Source organism: Paludisphaera mucosa, from assembly GCF_029589435.1.
GTDB classification, from domain to species: Bacteria; Planctomycetota; Planctomycetia; order Isosphaerales; family Isosphaeraceae; genus Paludisphaera; species Paludisphaera mucosa.
On the sequence record NZ_JARRAG010000001.1, the window covers coordinates 2,260,750 to 2,278,478 of the forward strand.

Genomic DNA, 17,729 nt, shown 5'->3' on the forward strand with positions numbered 1-17,729 from the left:
AGCTGAGGGAGACGCCTCGACTGCGAAGCCTTCAAGGTCTCACTCTCCAGAACCAGTCGGGATCGCCGAAGAGCCCCGCGGCCACGTGCTCGCCGAGGCTGCGGTAGCTCTCCCACTGGGCCTCGTCGAAGAACTGGTTGGCGGTGCTCTCGTGCGGGAAGTCGGAATGGAGCGCCTTGTACTCGGCGACGTCGACCTCCTCGTCGCCCGTGAGGGAGGTCTTCAGGTAGAGGAGCAGCGAGGTCGCCACGGTCTCCTCGTCGTAGCGGACGCGGTAGAGCGCCGCGTGCTTCCGCGACCGCTTCGGGCCGGTCGATCCGGCGACCGCGGCCGGCACCAACTCGTCGATGGTCCCGAGCCGGCCGCGCACGGCGGCGGGCATGTCGCCCCCGGTCACCAGGGCGTCCAGCTCCGCGTCCGTGAACGGCTCGACGTAGGCGTCGAAGTCGATCCGGACCTTGCGGATCAGCTCGCCCAGGCCCTCCATCGTGTAGTCCGGGTCGGCGCTGCCGTCGCAGACGATGATCCTGGGCACGCGGCGGCGGATCAATTCGTAGCCGCCCATGTTCTCGAAGAACCCGCCGTCGGAGACGTGCCAGTAGCGGCCCCACGGGCCGGGATAGAGCGCCAGCCATTCCGAGATCAGCAGGGTGTGCGTCAGGAAGGTCCGCGGCACGGCGTAGACGAGCCGTCGGAGGAAGCTGAGGGCGGGGAACCCGCGCCGCCCGGACAGCGCCAGCCCGCTGTCCCACCAGCGGCCGGTGCGGAGGTTGGCCAGGCCGAACAGCAGCGCCGTGCCGAGCCGGGTCGACTGGCCCCGCCCCGGTCCGATGGCCGCCCCGGAGAGCGCGACCCACTCCCGGAGCGAGAGCATCTCGACCTTGCCGCTCGCCTCGCCGGTGACGTCGAGCGCCGGGTGATCTGAGCCCGGACCGGCGTTGAGGGGTTTCACGCGGGTCCGCAGCGTCTTCGCCCCGGCCCGGCCGACGTCGGCGCCCCAGGCCGAGTGCCAGCGCGTGCCGACGGTCATCCCGATCGGGCTCACGGCGAGGCTCTCCCCCTTGCGGTCGCGGTTGCCTCGGAGCGAGGAGAAGTCGATCGTCTGGTTGACCGTCAGGTTGATCAGGTGGAACGGGCCCCCCATCTCGTGGGGGAGGTAGTCCTTCAGCGTGGGGACGTCGTCGCCGGCGATGACCTCGGTGACGTCCGCCGAGCCGGGCCGCCGCCGCACGGGGTTCGAGGCGCCGAGGTAGGCCCGCGCCAGCCGCGCGGCGTACATGTCCGAGAACGACGAGCGATTGACGAACGTGAGCGCCCGCGGGTGGGCGAGGACGGCCGAGACGACCAGCGCGGCGACCGTGGCGATGAGACCTCGCCAGTACGAATCCCCGCCCTGAAAGGCCGCGTGGGCCGCGAACGAATAGAGGATCAGCGGCACCGCGAACAGGACCGCGGCCAGCAGCCCCGCCCCGACCTGGGCCTGGAAGTCGCGCGACGACGAGGACGACTCGACGGCGGGCCCGCGGGTCGGCACGAACATCCCGGCGAGCATCCGGCCCAGCGGGACCAGGCCGACGATCGTGATGAAGAACGTCGAGAAGGCCCGGATGTAGGCGTCGTTCCGGGCCGTGTATTGCTGGAGCGAATAGCCGATCGTGTCCACGACGGCCAGGGCGAGGGCCCCGGCGGCCAGGGTCATCGCGAACCCCAGGTCGTACGTGAGGATGTTCCGCGTGCGCAGCCGCTGCGTGTTCTCGTCGCCCGCCCCGAGCGCCGCCTGGCGCCTCCGCCCGCGGGCCCAGGCCATCTCGACGTGAACGAAGGCCAGCAGGCTCGACAGCCCCAGCAGCAGGGGCTCGGTCTGCAGCCCGAAGTACAGGGCGAGGCCGATCAGCCCCGACGCCACCAGCAGCAGCAAGACCAGCGTCGGCCCCTGGAACCGCTCGTCGCGGTCCTGAGAGACCAGCCAGAAGCCGATCCCCAGCGGCACGACAAGGAGCAGCAGGATGCCTTCGGCCACCAGGAACCAGGGGCTGTAGAAGGCCCCGAAGATCCCCTCCAGCAGGTGGCCGATCGGCGTCCCGCCGCCGCCCACCGCCACCAGCCTCGTGAACGCCAGGACCGGGCTCAGCAGCTTGTAGCGGACGGCGTCCATCGTGCCGAAGAGGGCGAAGAACAGGGCCCCCAGGACGAGGTGGACGCTCACGAAGTTGCGGAAGTAGTTGGCCGCGTTCACCCGGTCGTCGCCGGCCCCCGCGGGCGCGAGGTAGTTGCTCTGCCGCCGCAGCCAGGCGATCTCGGGCGAGCCCGGGTGGATCAGCGCGCCCTCGACGTGCGAGGGGCCCGGCGGGTAGTCGCGGCCGCCGATCCCCTGCACCGGCGTCCTGCGCAGGCGGTCGAAGGCGCGGCCCAGGAACGAGCCGATGTAGCCGCCGCCGGAGACCGTCGACAGGAAGTCGACCCGCCTCAGCCGCTTCGCCCGCGCCAGCGCCTGGAGCACGCCCAGGTTGAACGTCGCGCTCCGCACGCCCCCGCCCGACAGGGCAAGACCCGTCACGTCGTCGGGCCACGTCGGCGTCGTCCCGTCGATCGTCGTCAGCGGGGCGCCCGTGTTGTCGGGCGACTCGGCGACCCGGGCCCGACGCCGGCCGAGCGCCTTCGACTCGCGCCGGCGCAGCTCGGCGGGGTACTCCGGGGCGTCGTCGCGCCGCTGGCGCGCGTCCTCGATCAGGACGTCGGCGGCCTTCTCGCTGGCCATGTAGATGTTCGTGACCAGGAAGTAGCCCGGGATCAGCGGGAAGATCGAGCCGTCGACAACCCGGAGGCCGTGGACCTTGCGGACGCCGAACCTCGCGTCGAGCACGGCCGACGGGTCGCCGGTCGGGCCCATCCGGCAGGTCCCGCAGGCGTGGTGGCCCCACGCTTCGCGGAGGATCCACCTCTGGATCGCGGCGTCGTCGTCCGTCGGGACGGCCTCCCCGGGATGCAGTTCCTTCTTGACGAACAGCCGCGCGTTCCGCGATATCCCCCTCACGAACTTCACGCCGTCGACGAGCGCGTGCAGGTCCGGGTCCTGCAACGACGCGCCGGGCCGGGACTCCTCGTTGAAGTAGTGGAAGTTGATCTCGGGCGTGTCGCGGGGGTCGGTCGTGCGGAGGCGGACGACGCCGCCGTTGTTGCGCGTCCTTCCCTTGAGGATCACCCACGAGAACTTATCGTGCTGCTCGCCGACGGCCGAATAGCCGACCGAGTAGCCCTTGAACGGCAGGGGCGCGCCGAAGATGAACAGGTCCGGCTGCGGCTGTTCCGGGGACGATCGCTTGAAGATCCCCAGGATGGCCCCGTTGGAAGCGTACAGGCCCGTCCCCTGCTCGCGCCACTCCTGGAGGTGGGGGTCGGACGACGGCCGGGCGGGGTCCGACCGGACCTTGGCCCCTTCGAGGAGCGGGAAGTCGGCCTGCATCTCGCTGACGAGAGAGACCTCGTAGCGGTCTTGCAGGTTGCGGCCCACGCCGGGCAGGTCGATGCGACGGGGGGCCTGGTCCTCGCCGCGGATGACTTCCGAATACCCGTCGCGGAGGGCGCAGAGGGTCGGGTCGCCGGCCTGCTCGGCCAGTCGCGCCAGCGCCTCGGGGTCGCCGATTCCCGAGAGCATCAGGAGCTGGGGCGTGTTGAACGAGCCGCCGCAGAGGACGACCTCGCCGCCCGGCTTGACGAAGGCCCGCTCCAGCGTCCCCGCCTCGTCGCTGGGGCTGACGTGGGCTCGGTAGAGCCGGGCGCCCCGGCGGAACTCCACCCCCACGGCGCGCGGCAGGGCCGAATGGTCGAAGAGGACGCGGCTCACCAGGCAGTCGGTCATGATCACGAGCCGATCGGGGTGGGCGCCGACGACCTCGAGCAGCCTCTCGCGCGGGCCGGAGCGCCGCCCGCGACGGACGTTCGGCGCGGCCGGATCCTCGTGATTCGGCGTCTCCCGGCCGCAGACGGCCAGCGGGATGAGGACCACGCCCTCCGGGCTCTCGGCCTGGGTGGTCGCGTGATTGGGGTCGAGCGCCTGCGAGGCCCGACCGCGGAGGATCGTCCGGGCCCAGGTCCAGCCGCCGTCGAGCCCGGTCGCCGACACCTGCTTGAGGGCCGCCTTGATCATGCCGATCAACTGCCGGTCGCCCAGGCCGAGCTTCAGGTCGAGCACGCTCGTGCGGAGCCAGCCGGCGTAGCCGTGCCGCCCCCCGGTGTGGTCGACGTCCTTGCCGATCAGCCAGAGGAAGCCCTCCCAGGCCCGGCCCAGGAACCTCGTCGGCAGGGGCTTCGGCCTCGGCAGGTACTGGTTGCGCTCGAGCTTCTCGAAGTAGGCCCTCATCGCGGCGGACCGCCACGAATCGTCGTCGAGGTAGACCGCCAGGTCGTCCCAGTCGGAGTCGGGGCCGGCGATGGTGATCATCGCGTTGTGGATCGTGCAGCCGCCGAGCGCCGCGGCGCGGGGGTAGAAGATCCCCGCGTGGGAGGCGTCCTCGTGGTTCGCCCGGTCGGGCTCGTGCCACTTGGGGTCGGGGCCGGCCGGGGGGTTCTCGTAGTGCTTCACGAAGAACCGCCAGCTCAGCTTCGGATCCTCGCTGGAGTCGGCGTGCAGGCCCGGGACCAGGCTGACCTCGGGCGCGTCGGCGGGCCCGCCGTGCGAGCCGGCCTCGATCACGAGCACCCGGCAGCCGTCCAGGGCCAGCCGGGCCGCCAGCGGGCCCCCGCCCGCCCCGGAGCCCACGACGATGTAGTCGAATCCCTCATGCCGGGGGACGTCCGTCTCGGCCGTCGTCATGGCTCGCCTCGAGGTTCACGCCTGTCGGGCCGGATCGCCGCGCGGTCCGGCGACCGCTCAGAAGGTCTTCAGCAACTCGATCAGCGCGTCCTTGTCGTCGTCGGTCATGGTCTTGAACCAGGGGAAATCGTGGCCCCGGTCCATCACGAGGTCGGGGCATTTGCTCACTTCCAGCAGGGCCGGGGCGACCTGGTCGTGCAGGACCTTCTGCGTGGCCTCGGCCTTCAAGCCCCGTTCGCGGATCTCCGCCAGCGCCTTCGTGGTGAGCGCCGCGGCCTTCCGGAGCTTCTCCGGGTCGGCCTCGGGGTTGATGTTCGCCAGCAGGTTGACCGGCGTCCCCTCGGGGATCGGCCCGAGCCGCACCTCGCCGACGCGGCCGAGCAGGAAGGCCATGACGAAGGCCAGGCCGAGCGCGGCGAACAGCGGAATGTAACCCCAGAGCCACCGCCGCCTGAGGCTGGTCGCCCGGAGCAGCCCGAACAGGGCGAGCACGACGAACGCCGCGGGCAGGAAGAGCAGCCGGCGATCCCGGAGCCAGGGGTGCGCGCCGAGCGTCTCCATCAGGAAATCGACGTTCGTGATCGCGAGGTACGGGACGTGCCGCGCGGGGATCGTGAGCCAGGTCTCGACCGGCGTGCGCCAGATGAGCCCGTGATCCTGCTTCAGCCGTTCCGGGGTCGCGCCGTTGTAGCTGGAGCTTTCCAACCGCCGGTCGGGCCAGAGGAGCTTGCGGATCGCGTCGTCGAACGCCAGCAGGCGGCCGTCGACCGAGGGGTCGTTGTTGAAGAGGCCGAGGCTGTTGTTGTGCAGCAAGGGCGCGCCGGCCCAGATCGAGACCAGGGTCGGAACCCGGTAGAACCCCGGCCCGCCGCCGCCGGCCGCCACGCCCGACGCCGTCTTGTGCCGCGGCGTGTACTGGTCGGGCCCGCCCGATTCGCCCAGGAACGGGTTGAAGAACGAGATCGCCCCCTCGGGGGGGAGCTTCTGGTAGTCGGCCGAGCTGAAGTCCTGCCACATGTGGCCCGTCATCGCGTTGGTCGCCACGGCGCGGGCCGAGTTCGTGCCGACGTAGTCGATCGGAATCCGGTAGTCGGTGGAGAGGTAGTTGTGCAGCCAGAAGGCCGGCTTCTTAACGATCTCCTTGGCCCAGTCCCGGTACCTGGGATCGGCCAGCCAGCGGCCCGGGTCGTGGTCCCAGTACTCCCCGCGATCGGCGAACGCCTGCATCTCGGCGTGGCGTTCGGCGGGCTGGATGCTCGAATGGCAGACGATGCAGTTGCGGGCGAAGACCTGGCGGCCGTGCTCGAGCTTGGTCGTATCGATCCGCCGGGCGCGCTCCGCGGCCAACAGCTCGGCGAAATCCGCCTTCTCCCGCTCGGCCTTCGCCTTCAACGACGGCTCGTCGACGGGCTTCGTCCGATCGAGGTCGTCCTGGACGTCGAGCAGGCGCATCGGCGGAGTGATCTTGAGGAAGTAGTCGCGCATCGGGCCGACGCGTTCCTGGGTGGCGATCCAGTAGAGCGAGTGGGCCTCGCAGTCTTCGATCCGGAAGGGCTCCTGGGGCTGGAACCCGACGAGCAGGCGATTGATCCGGATCCACTGCTCCCAGTACGAACCGATATTCAAGTAGACCCGCGCCAGGGCCCCGTAACCGCCGATCGAGTCGGAGCCGTCCAGCAGGATGCGCGGGACGCGGCGGGGGTTCTCGTTCGACTTCGCCAGCTCGGCGGCGGCGACCGCGTGCTCGGGCAGGTCGGCCTCGAGCTGCTTGAGGTACTCGACCATCGCCAGATACGACGGGGATTTGTCGATCTCCGCGTCGCCCCAGAGCGACGGGAACTTCGCGGAGGCCGGCGTGAGCGTCTCCTTCGGGTTCTTCAGCGACAGCGCGACCCGCTGCGGCAGCGCGAAGATCGAGTTCATGGTGTTCGTGTTGTTGATGTTGTCCGACGGCAGCAGCGACGTGTCGATCGTCCCCGGCGGCTGGCTGTCCAGCAGGTGGTAGACGAAGCTGTCCTTGTTCAGGAGGTTGCCGAAGACCCCGCGGATCCGCAGATACTGGGCGCCGGTGTTCCCCGAGAGGTTCTCCCATCGGGGGTCGGTGATGTCGCGGGGCGGGTTGAGGGGATGGAACGAGGTGTGGCAGAACGCGCAGGCCATCCCCACGCGGAAGGGCCGCACCAGGTCGGGGTTGCCGTAGTAGTCGGGATCGTTGTAGTACCGATCGGCGTCCCAGGCCGCGCGGGCCTTCCCGTCGAACTTGGGGTTCGGAAAGAGTCGCAGGCCGATCACCCCGCTGGAGAGCCCGTAGATGTCGGGGGGCAGGGTCGGCGTTTTGGCCGTGGCGGCCGCGCCGTAGGCCCCGGCGCCTTCGGGGCGGGGGTAGGTCGTCCGCGGGTCATAGTCGGCGGCCTGCTGGCGATCGAAGACCCGCTTGAGATACTCGGCCCGCGCCGCCCGCCGTTCGGCGTCGGACGGGACGTTGAGCCAGAGGCCGAAGTCCGTCGCCTCGGGCGCGCCGGTGCGCATCATCTCGGGCTCGTTGATGATCCCGGCGTCGCGGAAGACGGTCGCGCGGTTGCGGCTGTCCAGGAGCTTGAGCAGGTCGCTGGCGCCGAAGCTGTTGTTCGCCAACCAGTCCCAGAAGCCCTCGTTGCCCGAGCACCAGCTCATCCAGGTGTTGCGGCCGATCGCCTCCGAGACGCTCAACGGCAGCGCCCCGACGTCCCGTTTGGGGCGCAGACCGATCGCGGGTCGGCGCTCGTCCGACGGCGAGGCCGGCGTGGGCGGGAGGTCGACGAGCTGATCGGGCCAGTCGGTCGCCCCCTCGGCCTTCCGCCCGACGACGTCCATCCTGGGGAAGTAATCGCGGTGCGGCGGCGCGTAGTCTTTCGCCGCATCCTGGGGCGTGCGGTTGGCGAACCGGGCCCGCACCATCGCCTCGTCGTCGGGCGGGACGCCCCCCGAACGCGAGCAGCCGCCGAGCGGCCCCAGGACCGCCGCCGACAGGACGAGGCCGCAGGCCAGGCCGCGGGGCCCACGAAAGCCGGCCGGCCTCGCGCCGAACCCGGACGCGGCGCCCGCCGTCGCGAGGTCCGGAGCCTTTCGCACGGAAATCATGGCGCGGATCCCCCGGGATGAACGTCGAAGGTGATGCGCAAGGGAACGCCGGCCGAAACTTGCCCTCCGGCCGGGATTCGATCAGCGTGTGGTCCGGGACGCGCGATCGCCCGGCTCGACCATCCGGCGATTCGGCGAACGTCCTGAATTCGGAGGCCCGCCGCGACGGCTTCCGGGCCCTCGCGACCCGGGCGCTTGCAATGCTAACGCGTCGAAGTGGGCCATATTCCGGACTTACTATACGGGCTTGGCTCCGAAATCTTTAGCAAAATCCCCATTAAAGCGACCCAAGATGATCGACTCCGACGGCCCGCGCGCAAGCACGCCCGGCCGACGGGCTTGCGTCGGCCGGGCGTGGGGGCTTCGAGGCCTCGGCGATCCCCGGGTCGTCAGGCGACGGCCTTCGTCTCCTCGTCGGCGTCGTAGAGCAAAAGGTTGGACCGGTGGAACTCCTCGTGAGTCACCTCGAAGGGGGAGCCGTTGATGGCCCACATCCCCTCGATCACCTCTTCGATCTCGCCCTCGGGCTCGTCCCAGGTGGCGACCATCGTCTCCTCGCCCCGAACCAGGACTTCGAGGCCCTGGTCCAAAAGGTAGGTCTCGATCTCGCCGCGGTGGGCCGGATCGACGGTGAAGGTCCAGCGGATCAGCTCGATGGTCAGCGTCGTTTCGGCGCTCATGTTTCGCCTCCCTCCGTGGATTGCGTGGTGCGGACGTCCCCTTTTCCCATCGGCCCCCGCGATCGCCCGGCTTGAAACATCGGACCTCCCGCGACGATGATCGAGGGGGCGACGAACGGGCCGGGCGAACCGGCGCGGTCGGGCCGAATGTCAGGAGCGACCAGGTCATGACGATCGTCCAGAAGATGCGGGCCCAGCTCGTCCCCGCCATGAAGGCCCGCGACGCCGCGAAGCTGGCGTTCCTCCGGTACTGGATCGCCCAGCTCACCCTGGGGACCGGGGCCGAGATGGAGGACGCCGAGGCGGTCAAGAAGATGCGCAGCGTCCTGAAGGAGGCGAAGTCGGGCGTGACCACCTTCACGGCCGAGGAGTTGGAATTGCTCCGCGAGTGGGTCCCCGCCAGCCTCGGCCCCGACCAGATCCTCGAAGCCCTCGCGCCGGCCGCCGACCAGATCCGCGCCGCGGCCAAGGACGGCATGGCCCTGGGCGTCGCCATGAAGGCGCTCGCGGGCCGACCCGTGGAGACCGAGGACGTCAAGGCGGCGGTCGCGGCCCTGCGGAGCCAGCCTTGACCGCGCGCGAGCCGATTGTTTAACCTTGATCCAACGGCTCGCGCCCCCCGCCCACCGGCCCGCTGACCCCCTGAGGCCGAAACGCATGCACCGACGCCCGCTCGTCCGGCCCCCCATGGCGCTGCTCGCGCTCGCCTCGTCCGTCGCGATCGCGAGCGCCCAGGACGCGACGAGCCCGCCGGCCGACGCCTCGAAGGCCGGGACCATCCTCGCGACCCGCTGCCTGAAGTGCCACGGCGGCGAGAAGACGCGCGGCGGGCTCCGCGTCGACGACCGCGAGGCGCTCCTCAAGGGGGGCGACCTCGGCCCGGCCGTCGACGTGAAGGCCCCGGACGAGAGCCTCATGCTCAAGGCGGTCCGCTACGAGGACGGCCTGGAGATGCCCCCCTCGGGCCGCCTGCCCGAGGCCGAGGTGAAGGTCCTCGCCGACTGGGTCGCCGCCGGCGCGCCGTGGTCGATGGACGTCGCCAAGCCGAAGCCGGCGGCGGCCGAGAAGCCCGCCGGCGCGGCGACGGTGGGCACGTGGCCGTACCGCGAGATCGTCCGGCCCCCGATCCCGACGGTCCGGACGCAGTCCTGGGCCCGCAACCCGATCGACGCCTTCCTGCTCGCGAAGCTGGAGGCCGACGGCCTCGCCCCGGCCCCCGAGGCCGACCGCCGCACCCTGATCCGCCGCGCGACCTACGACCTGACCGGCCTGCCGCCGACTCCCGCCGAGGTCGAGGCCTTCGAGGCCGATGCCGGGTCCGACGCCTTCGAGCGGCTGGTCGACCGCCTGCTGGCCTCGCCCCAGTACGGCGAGGCCTGGGGCCGCCACTGGCTGGACCTCGTCCGCTACGCCGAGACCAACGGCTACGAGCGCGACGCCGCCAAGCCGTTCATCTGGCGATATCGCGATTACGTCGTCGACGCCTTCAACCGCGACAAGCCGTTCGACCGCTTCATGCTCGAACAGCTCGCCGGCGACGAGGTCGCGCCCGACTCGGTCGAGGCCCAGGTCGCCACCGGCTTCTACCGCCTCGGCATCTGGGACGACGAGCCGGCCGACCGGGCTCTCGCCCGCTACGACACGCTCGACGGCATCGTCTCGACCGTCGGCCAGGTCTTCCTGGGCATGACGATCAACTGCGCCCGCTGCCACGACCACAAGAAGGACCCGATCCCCCAGACCGACTACTACCGGCTGCTGGCCTTCTTCATCGACATGGGCGCCCAGCCCGGCCTGGAGACGCGGAAGGTCGGCCCGAACAACGTCGAGGTCATGGCCGCCCGCGAACGTGGCCACGCCGAGCCCCACGTCCTGCTGCGCGGCAACCCGAACCTGCCCGGCCCCAAGGTCGAACCCGGCGTGCCGGTCGTCCTCGACTCGGGCCAGGCGACGTTCGGCCCCGGCGCGGGCAAGCGCCGCGCGCTCGCCGAGTGGCTCGCCGACCGCCGCAACCCGATGACCGCCCGCGTGCTCGCCAACCGGCTCTGGCAGTACCATTTCGGCCGCGGCATGGTCCCCTCCCCCAACGACTTCGGCAGCCTGGGCGAGCCCGCGACGCACCCCGAGCTGCTCGACTGGCTGGCCTCGGAGCTGCTGGACGGCGGCTGGACGATCAAGCGGATGCATCGGCTGATCATGCTCTCGAACGCCTACCGGATGTCGTCGCGGGCCTCCGAGGCGGCCCTGGCCCGCGACCCGGCGAACCATAAATTCTGGCGCTTCCCGATGCGGCGGCTGACGGCCGAGGAGGTCCGCGACGCGGTCCTGTCGGTCAGCGGCGTGCTCAACCCGAAGGCCGGCGGGCCGCCGATCTGCCCACCCATCCCGGCCGACGTGCTCGCCGGCCAGTCGGTCCCCGGCCAGGGCTGGCAGGTCGCCCCGCCCGACGAGGCGGCGCGGCGGAGCGTCTACGTCCACATCAAGCGGTCGCTGGCCCTGCCGATCCTGGCGACCCACGACGCGGCCGACACCGATTCGAGCTGCCCCGTCCGCTACACCACGACCGTCCCCACCCAGGCGCTCGGCCTGCTCAACGGGGCCTTCACTCACGAGCACGCCGCCCACTTCGCCGACCGCCTCGCCGCCGGCCGCGCGGGCGACCTCGCCTCCCAGGTCCGCGAGGCCGTGCTGCTGACCACCGGCCGCGAGCCTTCCGCCGAGGAGTCGCGGCGCGACGTCGCGTTCATCCGATCGCTGCAGGCGGAGGCGGGCCTCTCCGAGCGTGCCGCGCTGGTGCAGTACGCCCTGCTGGCGCTCAACGCCAACGCCTTCATCTATCTCGACTGATCGAGGGAGCGGAAGCCATGAACCCGGTAGACGAGCCCCGCCCCTCCCGAGCGTCGACGAACCAGTTCTGCGGCCGTACGCGACGCGAATTCCTGTGGGAGTCGGGCGGCGGCTTCACCGCGGCGGCGCTCGCGGGGATGCTCTCGCAGGACGGCTTCCTGGCGAGCCAGGCCCGCGCGGCCGACGGCCTCAAGCCGTTCGTCAACCCGCTCGCCCCCAAGGTCCCGCCGAGGCCGGCGAAGGCCAAGAGCGTGATCTTCCTGTTCATGTACGGCGGCCCCAGCCACGTCGACACGTTCGACTACAAGCCCGACCTCTACGCCCTCGACGGCAAGACGATCGAGGTCAAGACCTTCGGCCGCGGCGGCAAGCGCAACGAGGGTCGGGTCGTCGGCCCCAAGTGGGCCTTCCGCCCCTACGGCGAGTCGGGCAAGCTGGTCTCGGACCTCTTCCCGAACGTCGGTACGTGCGTCGACGACATGGCGTTCATCCACTCGATGTACGCCGAGTCGCCGATCCACGGCTCGGCCATGCTGATGATGAACTCGGGCCGGATCCTCAGCGGCCACCCCTGCCTGGGCTCGTGGGCGACCTACGGGCTGGGGAGCGAGAACCAGAACCTCCCCGGGTTCGTCGTCATGCTCGACAAGACCGGCGGGCCGATCAGCGGCCCCAAGAACTGGTCGAGCGGATACATGCCGGCCGTCTACCAGGGGACCGTCATCCGGGCCGACGGCGTGCCGATCCACGACCTCTCGCCCCCCAAGGGGATCGACCGCCCGCTCCAGCGCCGGCTGCTCGACCGCCTCCGCGAGAAGAACGAGGACCACCACGCCGCCCGGGCCGACAACTCCGAGCTGGCCGCGCGGATCGCCAGCTACGAGCTGGCCTTCCAGATGCAGCAGCACGCCCCCGAGGCCGTCGACTACGCGCAGGAGAGCGAGGAGACGCTGTCCCTCTACGGCATCGACCGCCGCGAGACGGCCGACTTCGGCCGCAAGTGCCTGCTCGCCCGACGCCTCGTCGAGCGCGGGGTGCGGTTCATCCAGGTCTACTCGGGCGGCTCGCACGGCGACGCCAACTGGGACGCCCACACCGACATCGTGGCCAACCACACGATGCACGCCGGCCGCACCGACAAGCCCATCGCCGGCCTGATCAAGGACCTCAAGCGCCGGGGCCTGCTCGACGAGACCCTGATCGTCTGGGGCGGCGAATTCGGCCGCCAGCCGACCGCCGAGTACGAGAAGGGGACCGGCCGCGACCACAACTCGTTCGGGTTCACCATGTGGATGGCCGGCGGCGGGATCAAGGGGGGGACCAGCGTCGGCACGACGGACGAGCTGGGGAGCCGGGCGGTCGACGACCGGTTCCACGTCAAGAACCTCCACGCCACGATCCTCAACCAGCTCGGCTTCGATCCCGACGCCCTGTCCTACTTCTACGGCGGCCTCGACCAGAAGCTCGTCGGCGTCGAAGGGGCCGAGCCGATCCATCAACTGATCTGACGCCGTTTACGCCTTGATCTCTTCCGGAGCCTCGCCCCCGATGCCTACGAGACCGTCGACGGCCGTCCTGATCCTCCTCGCCGCCGGGCTCTCCGGAGCCGCCGGCCGGGCCGTCGCCGAGCCTCCCGTCACGCGCGAGGCGGCCTGCAGCTGGGCGGCCGAGCCCCCCAAGCTCGACGGCAAGCTCGACGACGCCTGCTGGCGGGACGCGAAGCCGATCACCGATTTCGCCGCCTTCTGGCTCGGCGAGCCGCGGTCGGGCGCGAAGGCCCTGCTCGCGTGGGACGACCAGGCGCTCTACTACGCCGCCGAGATGGCCGACGCCGAGCTGCGCGCCTACGGCAGCGAGCGCAACGACCACCTCTGGGAGGGGGACGTCTTCGAGATGTTCTTCAAGCCCCGCGAGGACAAGCCCGCCTATTACGAGTTCCAGGCCAACCCGCGCGGGGTGGTCTTCGAGGTCGCCTTCGCCCGCCGCGGCTCGCTCGGCCACACGTTCCGCGAGGAGCCCATCCTGGGCAACAAGGCGGTCGTCGCCCTGAAGGGGACGCTCGACCGCCCGGGCGACGTCGACGAGGGCTGGGCCGTCGAGGGCCGGATCCCCTGGTCGGCCTTCGCCCCCACCGGCGGCAAGCCCCAGGCCGGCGACGCCTGGAAGTTCGCCCTCTGCCGCTACGACCACGGCCCCGAAGGGACCAAGCCCGTCCTCATGAGCTCGGCCCCGCTCTCGATGCCGAGCTTCCACCGCTACGAGGACTACGGGACGATCCGCTTCGAAGCGAAGCCCTGACGCCCGCCGTCAGTCCGCGTCGGCCGCGCACAGGGGGCCGACGCAGCCGGCGACGATGTGCTGCACGAGGTTGTAGACGATGATCGGCAGCAGCACCAGGGGCTGCGACGCCAGGATCGTCGACGCCAGCACGAGCCCGGTGCCGTTGTTGTTCATCCCCATGCCGAACATGAGCGCCGCGCGCTGAGGACGGCCCGCGCCCAGCAGCCGGCCGATCGCGTAACCGCCCACGAACGTGAGCACGCAAAGACCCGTCGACGCGATCAGGGCGACGCCGAGGAAGTCCCAATCCGGGTTCGCGAGCGCCTGCGGCAGGCACGCCGACGCGTTCGAGTAGCAGAGGACCAGCAGGACGAGCGTCGCAGCGGGCTTCAGCACGGCTTCCAGACGCTCAACGGTCGCGGCGGGCGCGAGCCGGCGGGCGAGCATGCCGAGCAGCGACGGGATCAGCACCCAGGCCGTGAGGAAGACGCCCGTCCCGCGGCCGGCCAGGGCCTGCAGCTCGGCCGCGACGTCGCCCGACGCCGCCAGCCCCGCGAACCGCAGCAGGGCCGGCGTGGCGAGCGGGCTGGCCAGGGTCGACCCGACCACCAGACCCAGGCTCAGGGCCATGTCGGCCCCGACGTTCTGCGCCCACCCCGTCGACGACCCCGCGATCGGCATCGCCGCGACGAGCGTCAGGCCCACGAGCAGGTTCGACGCCTCGCCCGGGCTGTGCCACGCGACGAGGATCGGCGTCAGCGCCAGCAAATAGGCGAGCGGGATCGCCATGTTCGCGAAGAGCCCGGCCAGCACGACCGACGGCCGCCGCGCGATCGCCCGCAAGCGGTCCGGCCGCGCCCGCAGGCCGGCGTTGAACAGCAGGATCGCCAGCAGGAGCGCCGGGCCCGTAGCCTCGACCCGGACCGACCCCGCCCCGACGTCGAACAGGCGGACGTCGCGGATCCAGAGCCCGAACGCCGGCATCGCCCGGGCCGCGAGATACGACGCCGCGACGCAGAACGGCATCCGACGATGGATCCAATGATTCCAGTGCGAGACCATCTCAATCGCTCCTTGATCGGGGCGACGCCGGGCCCCGGGCCGCACGCCCGTCCGCCTCTTCGACGTCGGCCCGAATGCTAGGAGGCTCCCCTGAGACGGCCGCGAGGCGAGGATAAGATCGAACTTATCTCCGCCTCACGAACCCCTCAGCATGGTCTGTGTATGATGGGCCGAGGCCGGGCGGTCGTCGTTTCGGCCCTTCCAAGACTCGTCTCGCGGAGATGGAAATCATGCGGACCCTGATCCTGAAAGCCCTCGGCGCGATCCTCCTGACGATCCCGGCCGGCTCTTCCTCTGCGGCGGCCGACGACGAGGCCCCCAAGGCGGTCCTCGACGCGATCAAGGCGAAGTTCCCGAAGGCCGAGATCACGCACGTCGAGAAGGAGGAGGAAGACGAAGAGACCATCTATGAAATCTCGTTGAAGGACGGCGACTCCCGCCACGACGTGGACGTCCGCCCCGACGGCCGGATCGAGGCGATCGAGACCGAGATCAAGACGTCCGACCTGCCGAAGCCCGTCGCCGACCTCGTCGCCGCGAAGTACCCCGGCAAGGCCGTCAAGAAGACCGAGAAGGTCGTCGAGTTCGAGAAGGACCGCGAGGTCACGACCTACGAGGTCGAGGTCAGCGTCGACGGCAAGACGCAGGAGATCGAGGCGACCCCGGACGGTAAGATCGTCGACGAGGATGACGATGACGACGATGAAGACGACGACGCCTGAACGGGGCGACGCTGGTCCGCGCGGGCGGCGGGAGGGGGACGCGTGCTGGGCATGAAGGTGCTGGTCGTCGAGGACGACGAGGAGATCGCCGACTTCCTGGTGCGCGGCCTCCGCGAGGAGGGCTTCGCGGTCGACTGGCACGCGACCGGCCCCGACGGCTGGCAGGCGATGTCTCAGGGATCCTGCGACCTCGTCGTGCTCGACTGGTGGCTCCCCGGGATCGACGGCCTGACGCTGCTCAAGCGGTTCCGACAGTCGGGTCACGAGACCCCCGTCCTCTTCCTGACCGCGCGCGACGCCGTCTCCGACAAGGTCCGCGGCCTCGACGCGGGCGCGGACGATTACCTCTGCAAGCCGTTCGATTACGAGGAGCTGCTGGCCCGCCTCCGCGTCCTAGCGCGACGTCGGGCCGCCGCCGCGGCCGACTGGTTCATCACCCACGCCGACGTCCGCGTGGACCTGCGGACTCATCAGGTCGAGCGCGCCGGCCGCCTGCTCGACCTCACCGCCAAACAGCAGGCTCTGCTCGTCTTCTTCCTGCGGCGGCCCGACGAGGTCCTCTCGCGGACGCGGATCTACGAGAGCGTCTGGGACGAGCGCTACGACGGCGTCTCGAACACGCTGGAATTTCATGTCATGGAACTGCGCCGCAAGCTCGAGGCGCACGGCCCCCGGCTGATCCACACGGTGCGGGGCCGGGGCTACGCCTTCGGCGAGCGGCCCGTCGCGGGGGATCTCGGATGACGCTGCAAGCCCGAGTCTCCTGGTTCTTCCTGGGCGCGCTCGCCCTGGTCCTGGTCGGCTTCTCGACGACCCTGTTCTTCGTCTCCGCGCGCTACCTGCATCGCCGGACCGAGGAGCGCGTCGAAACGATCCTCGACACGCTGGCCGCCGCGGCCGAGATCACGTCCGAGGGCGTCGAGTGGGAGCCCGACGAGCGGAGCCTCACCTTCGGACGCAGGGCCCCCGAAGGGGGCTTCCAGTGGTCCGTTTCGGATGAACACGGACGGCCGATCGACGGATCGACCCGGCAGACGATCCTGGCGCGACGAGACCTCGATCGATCCCTCGGCGGCCGGCGTCCCGTCCGGGCGACCGACGACCGCGGCGTCGGCTGGGTCGTCGGGGGCCGGCTGCTGAGCCCCGCGCAGGCCGGCTCCACCGCCGAGGCGACGCTGCCCAAAGGGTTCCACGCCGCGCTCCTCCTGCAGGCGGCCGTCGCGACGACGGACGTGGAGGCCGCGCTGCGGAACCTCGCCCTGTGGCTGATGGGGACCTCGGCCGGCGTGTGGGGGCTCGCCTTCCTGGGCGGTCGCCGGTTGGTGCGGCGAGCCCTGCGGCCGCTGACGGACATGGCCGAGGCGGCCCATGCGATCCGGGCCGACGACCTCTCCCCCCGCATCCCCGTCTCCGCGGCCGGCGACGAGCTGGGAGGGATCGCGGGCTCCCTAAACGCGATGCTGGGCCGTCTCCAGGAGGCGTTCGAACGCCAGCGGCGATTCACCGGCGACGCCTCGCACCAGTTGCGGACGCCGCTCACCGCGATCCAGGGGCAGGTCGACCTGGCCCTTCGGCGCGACCGCGACGTCGAGGAGTATCGCCGCACTCTGAAGGTTGTGCAGCGCAAGACGAAGCACCTGCGACGAATCGTCGAGTCGCTCCTCTTCCTCGCGCGGGCGGACCACGAGTCGTCGACGCCCACGCTCGAAGTCGTGGACCTCTCGACCTGGCTCCCCGAGCATTTGATGGCCTGGGGCGAGCATCCGCGGGCGGGGGATCTACGGATGGAGATGAGCGGGGCAGCCCCGATGCCGGTGAAGGCTCAGGCCGCCCTACTCGCGGAGCTGGTCGACAACCTCGTCGACAACGCGGTGCGCCACGGCGAGCCGGGGACGCCGGTCGCGATCGCGGTCACGCGTCGGGGGCCGGGGATCGAGCTTTCGGTCGAGGATCGGGGGCCGGGGGTCGACGCCGCCGACGTCCCGCATCTCTTCGAATCGTTCTTCCAGACCGAAGAGGCGCGGCGGCGGGGGTCGGGGGGCGTCGGCCTCGGGCTCTCGATCGTGAAGCGGCTGGCGCGGCTGTTCGGCGCGACGGTCGAGGTCGAGAGCGAGCCGGGGCGCGGCGCGCGGTTCGTGGTCAGGTTCCCGGAGGCTGCGGACGAGACCGCCGTCGCGACGGCGACGACGACCCCCGCTTGAGGCC

The 17,729-nt window shown here is 70.9% G+C and carries 11 protein-coding genes; 7 read left to right on the plus strand and 4 right to left on the minus strand.

The window, feature by feature from the left end; translation table 11 throughout:
• Window positions 1–31: 31 nt before the first annotated feature.
• The 3 genes from PZE19_RS09075 to PZE19_RS09085 all read right to left on the minus strand — a co-directional run bounded on the left by PZE19_RS09075 (window position 32) and on the right by PZE19_RS09085 (window position 8,613).
• Entirely contained in the window at window positions 32–4,813 is a 4,782-nt protein-coding gene (locus tag PZE19_RS09075) for a GMC oxidoreductase (RefSeq protein WP_277860267.1), read from the minus strand.
• A gap of 57 nt (window positions 4,814–4,870) precedes the next feature.
• Entirely contained in the window at window positions 4,871–7,933 is a 3,063-nt protein-coding gene (locus tag PZE19_RS09080) for a hypothetical protein (RefSeq protein ID WP_277860268.1), read from the minus strand.
• Window positions 7,934–8,322: 389 nt separating this feature from the next.
• Window positions 8,323–8,613 (minus strand): hypothetical protein, encoded by a 291-nt coding sequence (locus PZE19_RS09085; RefSeq protein WP_277860269.1) that lies wholly within the window; start codon window positions 8,611–8,613, stop codon window positions 8,323–8,325.
• A gap of 167 nt (window positions 8,614–8,780) precedes the next feature.
• On the opposite strand from PZE19_RS09085, the gene PZE19_RS09090 reads away from it, so the two are divergent.
• The 4 genes from PZE19_RS09090 to PZE19_RS09105 all read left to right on the plus strand — a co-directional run bounded on the left by PZE19_RS09090 (window position 8,781) and on the right by PZE19_RS09105 (window position 13,758).
• Complete coding sequence (locus PZE19_RS09090) at window positions 8,781–9,185, plus strand: GatB/YqeY domain-containing protein (RefSeq protein ID WP_277860270.1); 405 nt, start codon at window positions 8,781–8,783, stop codon at window positions 9,183–9,185.
• Window positions 9,186–9,270: 85 nt separating this feature from the next.
• Entirely contained in the window at window positions 9,271–11,460 is a 2,190-nt protein-coding gene (locus tag PZE19_RS09095) for a PSD1 and planctomycete cytochrome C domain-containing protein (RefSeq protein ID WP_277860271.1), read from the plus strand.
• A gap of 17 nt (window positions 11,461–11,477) precedes the next feature.
• Window positions 11,478–12,968 carry a DUF1501 domain-containing protein gene (locus PZE19_RS09100; protein WP_277860272.1) on the plus strand — a complete coding sequence of 497 codons (1,491 nt, stop codon included), beginning with the start codon at window positions 11,478–11,480 and terminating at the stop codon, window positions 12,966–12,968.
• A gap of 40 nt (window positions 12,969–13,008) precedes the next feature.
• Entirely contained in the window at window positions 13,009–13,758 is a 750-nt protein-coding gene (locus PZE19_RS09105; protein WP_277860273.1) for a carbohydrate-binding family 9-like protein, read from the plus strand.
• A gap of 9 nt (window positions 13,759–13,767) precedes the next feature.
• Here the strand turns inward: PZE19_RS09105 and PZE19_RS09110 are convergent, their stop codons facing one another.
• On the minus strand, window positions 13,768–14,802 hold the full coding sequence (locus PZE19_RS09110; RefSeq protein WP_277860274.1) for a bile acid:sodium symporter family protein: 1,035 nt from the start codon (window positions 14,800–14,802) through the stop codon (window positions 13,768–13,770).
• A gap of 230 nt (window positions 14,803–15,032) precedes the next feature.
• Between PZE19_RS09110 and PZE19_RS09115 the strand changes: the two genes are divergently transcribed.
• The 3 genes from PZE19_RS09115 to PZE19_RS09125 are packed head-to-tail and all read left to right on the plus strand — an operon-like array spanning window position 15,033 to window position 17,725.
• Complete coding sequence (locus tag PZE19_RS09115; protein ID WP_277860275.1) at window positions 15,033–15,524, plus strand: PepSY-like domain-containing protein; 492 nt, start codon at window positions 15,033–15,035, stop codon at window positions 15,522–15,524.
• 45 nt (window positions 15,525–15,569) lie between these two features.
• Window positions 15,570–16,268 carry a response regulator transcription factor gene (locus PZE19_RS09120; protein ID WP_368411285.1) on the plus strand — a complete coding sequence of 233 codons (699 nt, stop codon included), beginning with the start codon at window positions 15,570–15,572 and terminating at the stop codon, window positions 16,266–16,268.
• Window positions 16,265–17,725: a sensor histidine kinase gene (locus PZE19_RS09125; protein WP_277860276.1), complete on the plus strand. Its 1,461-nt coding sequence runs from the start codon at window positions 16,265–16,267 to the stop codon at window positions 17,723–17,725. Before PZE19_RS09120 ends, PZE19_RS09125 begins: the two co-directional genes overlap by 4 nt.
• Window positions 17,726–17,729: the final 4 nt, after the last annotated feature.